5 protein-coding genes are annotated in these 4,066 nt (G+C 54.2%); all 5 read right to left on the bottom strand.

Going from position 1 to position 4,066, the window contains the following annotated elements; all coding sequences use genetic code 11:
* Positions 1-824 (bottom strand): pseudaminic acid synthase (pseI, locus tag VGP75_RS08645; protein WP_327543271.1); only part of this gene is annotated, 824 nt, incomplete at its 3' end.
* Positions 769-1,305 carry a GNAT family N-acetyltransferase gene (locus tag VGP75_RS08650; RefSeq protein WP_327543272.1) on the bottom strand — a complete coding sequence of 179 codons (537 nt, stop codon included), beginning with the start codon at positions 1,303-1,305 and terminating at the stop codon, positions 769-771. The genes pseI and VGP75_RS08650, both read right to left, overlap by 56 nt.
* Positions 1,296-2,423 carry a UDP-2,4-diacetamido-2,4,6-trideoxy-beta-L-altropyranose hydrolase gene (gene pseG / locus VGP75_RS08655; RefSeq protein WP_327543273.1) on the bottom strand — a complete coding sequence of 376 codons (1,128 nt, stop codon included), beginning with the start codon at positions 2,421-2,423 and terminating at the stop codon, positions 1,296-1,298. The genes VGP75_RS08650 and pseG overlap by 10 nt, the downstream gene beginning before the upstream one ends.
* On the bottom strand, positions 2,414-3,112 hold the full coding sequence (pseF, locus tag VGP75_RS08660) for a pseudaminic acid cytidylyltransferase (RefSeq protein WP_327543274.1): 699 nt from the start codon (positions 3,110-3,112) through the stop codon (positions 2,414-2,416). Before pseF ends, pseG begins: the two co-directional genes overlap by 10 nt.
* Positions 3,109-4,066: UDP-4-amino-4,6-dideoxy-N-acetyl-beta-L-altrosamine transaminase (gene pseC / locus VGP75_RS08665; protein WP_327543275.1), on the bottom strand; the 958-nt coding region annotated here is incomplete at its 5' end. The genes pseC and pseF, both read right to left, overlap by 4 nt.

Genomic DNA, 4,066 nt, shown 5'->3' on the forward strand with positions numbered 1-4,066 from the left:
CGACAAAGCTCCGCAAATTCGCGCGGCTCCAATGAAAAACTGTCGTCAGGCCCACCACCGGAGCGGTCTAGCGTCATATGTTTCTCGATAACACATGCCCCCAAAGCGACGCTGGCAATAGCCGTGGTATTGTCGAGGGTATGGTCCGACAAGCCAACTGGTACAGCAAATCGCTCTGCCATGTCAGCGATCGTCGCCAGGTTGTAGTCGGATGCAGGTGCAGGATAGCCTGAGACGCAATGAAGAAGCGCAAGCTCTTGGCAGCCACCTGAACGTGCAGCCTCGACTGCTTCAGTAATTTCCGCGAGGTCGGCCATGCCAGTAGAAATGATCATTGGTTTGCCTTTCGATGCGACATATCGGATCAATGGCAAATCAACTGCTTCGAAGCTTGCGATCTTGTATGCTGGCGCGCCGAGGCCTTCCAACAAGTCCACTGCCGACGCGTCAAACGGAGAGGAGAACAACGTGATCTGCCGTTTGGCGGCATGAGCGAATAGGGCCTCATGCCACTCCCATGGTGTATGTGCCCATTCATAAAGGTCATAAAGCGTGCGCCCTGCCCAAAGCCCATCTGTGATTTGGAAATCAGGTGCGTCGGACTTCAGCGTGATGGTGTCGGGCCGGTAGGTCTGTATCTTCACGGCATCTGCCCCAGCCTCGACTACAGCATCAATGATCCGCAGCGCCTGCGCAAGATCGCCGTTATGGTTGGCTGAGAGTTCGGCGATTACATAAGGCGGATGTCCGGGGCCGATAGGTCGATGATTAATCTGCATTTGAGTTATCTTCCGAAAAATAGGATGGATTGAAGCAAGCGACACAAATTCTGTCCATGGGCTTTCCATCAACCCAATAATAGCCTTTCATCCTGCCTTCGATGATCCATCCAGCGCGCGTGTAAGCCTTGATCGAAGCGACATTGCTTTCGTACATCCCGCCATGAAGGCGACGAATGCCCAACTCATTGAACGCAATCTTATTGCCAAGGCCTATCGCTTCTTTCGCGAGCCCGCGCCCCAGGTAGTCGCGGTTACCGATTAGGCATACAAGATCGGACGTCTTGTTCACCGTATCCACGGGACCAATCTTTAAAGTACCAATACGTCCACCGTCATCATCTGAAATCAGATACAAATGTGTGTTTCGCATCTTACTTTGCGCAAACCATTCAACAAGATCCTCATGCGAAAAACTACGCCGACTGCCTGTGAAGAAATCCAGATGCCCATCGTTGTTCTGGTACCATGAGACAAATTCGGCGTCGATATCTGCCCTCTGTAGTGCCGCAAGCTTCATCCGCATGAAAAAACCTCACCAATAATATTACTGGATTGTTTAGTTGCCAAAAGTCTAATGGCAACCCGAGCCGCCCCATCGCCGTCGCAGATATAGGCAGCACGCTCCGCCATCGCGCCTAATAGCGACGGCGCCTCTGCAAGCGCAGCCCGCAGGTTTTGTGTGATCTCCGGGGCGTGCAGTGGGCCGGGGTCTAGCGCGGCACCTGCGTCACTCAGCACGCGTGCGATCCCGGCTTGGTTGTCAGCAATCTGCACAATAATCGTTGGCAGACCCAAAGCGCAGCGCTCCCACGTCGTCGACCCTGCTGCCCCGATTGCTAAATCGGCCAACGCCATGTGCTCAGCCATGTTTGTCACATCTACAGCTATCTCTGTCGGGCGCGGCATATCCTGAGCGAGGGCATGAACTTGATCCAGTGCAGGAGCCTGTGACCCCATAATCACCGTGATACGCAAGTCCACGGGCAAATTAGCTCCCTTTACCACTTTCAATACCTGCGACGTGGCATCCCCCTGATCGATTCCACCCATTGTGATCAAGAGATGCCTAAAGCCGCGGGTAGCGCGGTCTGCTAAGGCGCTTGCGCGCTTTGTTGCAAATTCGGGTCGTAGCAGCGCATAGCGCGGTCCCACCAAGGAGACACACCGATCTGGCACAAGCTGTTCGTAATTGTACGCCGTATGCCCAAGATTCTGGTCGAGTAACAGATCACAATCATGAGGCCGGTCTGCCAGGTCGTCGATCACCATGATCCGCTTACTTGCGGCACGCACAGCTGTTTGCCAACGCGCATCGAATGCATAGTGATCCAAAACTAACCAACTGGGCCGAGTATCACCAAACGCTGCTAGCGTTTCTTCTGCGTCCTGCGCCCAGCTTACTCCAGCCCAATGGGCATGAGCAGGCGGACTGGTCGGGCCCTGTTGGCATTGAGGGGCAGGTAACAACGTAACGCCAAAACCTTCGGCTTCGATCCGTTTGGCCATATGGCCGGGCAACGCCCTAGTCACGAACTGACATGTCGCGCCGTTCACTTGCAATGCCCGCGCCAGAGTCATGCAGCGCATCACATGACCGGTTCCGATATCAAGCGAGGCGTCAGTGCGGAAAACTATGTCCATAAAGCGGAATCTAGTTGTAGTAGTCGCATCATTTGCTCTGCTCTTTGCCAGTCTTCATTGGTATCAATGTCCTGCACCCTATGACGCGGCAGGACGAGACCTTGACTGCCGTCCCCGAAGATCCCCGCAGTAGTCTTCCACTTTGCTGCCTTGCCCCAATAGAACTGACCCGCATCATGCCATGCTTCTTCAAGGTCTTGCGATCGGGTCTGCATCTGGGCTGTATCAAACATCGCGACCTCGCCATGTTGATTCCGTCGTAAGGCGCGTTGAATAGGAAATGCGTAAGTCGTAACGCTCACCACGAAGTTTGCACCTGTTTCTTCTAAACATTCGAGTCCAGAGCGTAAGTCAGTCGCTGTAACGAAAGGAGACGTTGCGTATAGGCAGCATACAGGTGTCAGGTCAGGTAAGTTGAGCTGGGCGATGGTATCGACGATGACGGGCACAGTCGGCGTGTAATCGTCAGCTAGTTCAGCGCTGCGTCGAAAAGGTGCCTCTGCTCCCGCTTCTTCCGCAACCATGGCAATTTCATCGTCGTCTGTTGAAATAATGATGCGATCGAAACATCCACTATCTAATGCTGCTTTAATGGGCCAGGACAGCATTGGACGCCCACAAAACTTACGGATGTTTTTGCGCGGAATTCTCTTTGATCCGCCCCGTGCTGGTATAATGCAGATACTCAAACTAAGACCTTGGACAGCGCTGCCACGACTACATTCTGCTCTTTATCGGTTAATCCCGCATGCAGCGGGATCGAGATAGCTCGTCGGTAGTAGTCCTCGGATGCGGGAAAGTCATTTGAGCCAAAACCCAGATTGCGATAATAAGGCTGAAGGTGAACAGGAATATAATGCAGGTTTACGCCCAGACCTTCGTCACGCAGAGCTTCAAAGGTGGCGCGGTGGCGCACGTCGTCCTCAAGGCGGATTACATATAGGTGCCACGAAGAATTAGCGCCTTCCATCCGCCCAGGCAGACGCAGCGGTAGACCGGCCAACGCGGTGTCATACGCATCGGCCAGCGCACGGCGGCGTATGATAAAGTTGTCGAGACAGCCCATCTGGCTCAGCCCAAGCGCCGCCTGCATTTCGGTCATGCGATAGTTCCAGCCCAGCTCAAGCTGTTGATAGTACCATGGCCCATCGGGCGCATGGGTCATCATCTCAGGATCACGCGTGATACCGTGGCTTCGCAACCGCTCCATTCGAGCTGCAAGCTCAGGATTGTTCGTTACTGCCATGCCGCCTTCGGCTGTGGTAATAATTTTGACGGGGTGGAAACTGAACACGGTTATATCGGAATACGTGCAGTTCCCAACTGGCGCACCAAGATATTCTGCGCCAATAGAATGGCTCGCATCTTCAATGAGACGCACACCGTGGGCCTGCGCGAGTGCGGCGATCCGGGCCATATCAGGCGATTGCCCACACATGTGCACGGCGACGATGATTTTGGGTAGGCGCCCCATCTGTGCCGCCGCATGAAGTTTTGCCTCCAGCGCATCGGCGCAGATGTTGAAGGTTTCAGGATCGATATCAACAAAATCAACATCTGCACCGCAATACCGTCCGCAATTCGCCGATGCGACAAAGGTAATCGGGGACGTCCAGAGCAGATCACCGGGGCCCAGATCAAGC

It is taken from the genome of Yoonia sp. (assembly GCF_036007805.1).
GTDB lineage: Bacteria > Pseudomonadota > Alphaproteobacteria > Rhodobacterales > Rhodobacteraceae > Yoonia.